Genomic DNA, 582 nt, shown 5'->3' on the forward strand with positions numbered 1-582 from the left:
ATACTGGCGCAGTTAGAGCATTGGCAACAATATGCGCGACCGCAGGTCCGTAAATTGATTACCTCCTTGAATGAGCACCAACTTCTTACGTCAGGTTGGCCTGCGCCATGGGGCAACAACGACATTAGCCAACAATTGTATCTTCACTATTGTATTGCACAGCAACCCATTGGTGGATTGGGTCTGTGTTTGGCATCTCACCTTGATATTGGGGGGCGACTCCTTCAGCGATATGGCACAAATCAGCAGCAAGTGGCATGGCTACCTAAAGCATTGACTGGCGAATGTCTGCTGGCGCTCGCTATGACTGAGCGCAACGCTGGAAGCGATCTTCAAGGCATTGAAACCTTTGCTCAAAAAACGGAATCAGGGTGGAGTCTGACAGGGCACAAGGCAAGTATTACCAATGGTGCAGATGCTGATTTAGCGATAGTGCTGGCGCGAATTCAAGCTGGGCGCTCACCTTTATCCTATGCGCTGTTTTTAGTCCCTCTAAATAGCCCAGGTGTAGACCGACATGATCACTATGACTTATTGGGGTATGAGGGATGCTTGGGTGGGTTCGATCTCAACAATGTTGAG

At 49.3% G+C, this 582-nt stretch carries 1 protein-coding gene; it reads left to right on the plus strand.

The window, feature by feature from the left end; genetic code table 11:
* A partial coding sequence (locus J7438_RS27065; RefSeq protein WP_209279107.1) for an acyl-CoA dehydrogenase family protein occupies positions 1 to 582 on the plus strand: 582 nt, incomplete at both ends.

Source organism: Thalassotalea sp. G20_0, assembly GCF_017744175.1.
Taxonomy (GTDB): Bacteria; Pseudomonadota; Gammaproteobacteria; order Pseudomonadales; family Endozoicomonadaceae; genus Endozoicomonas.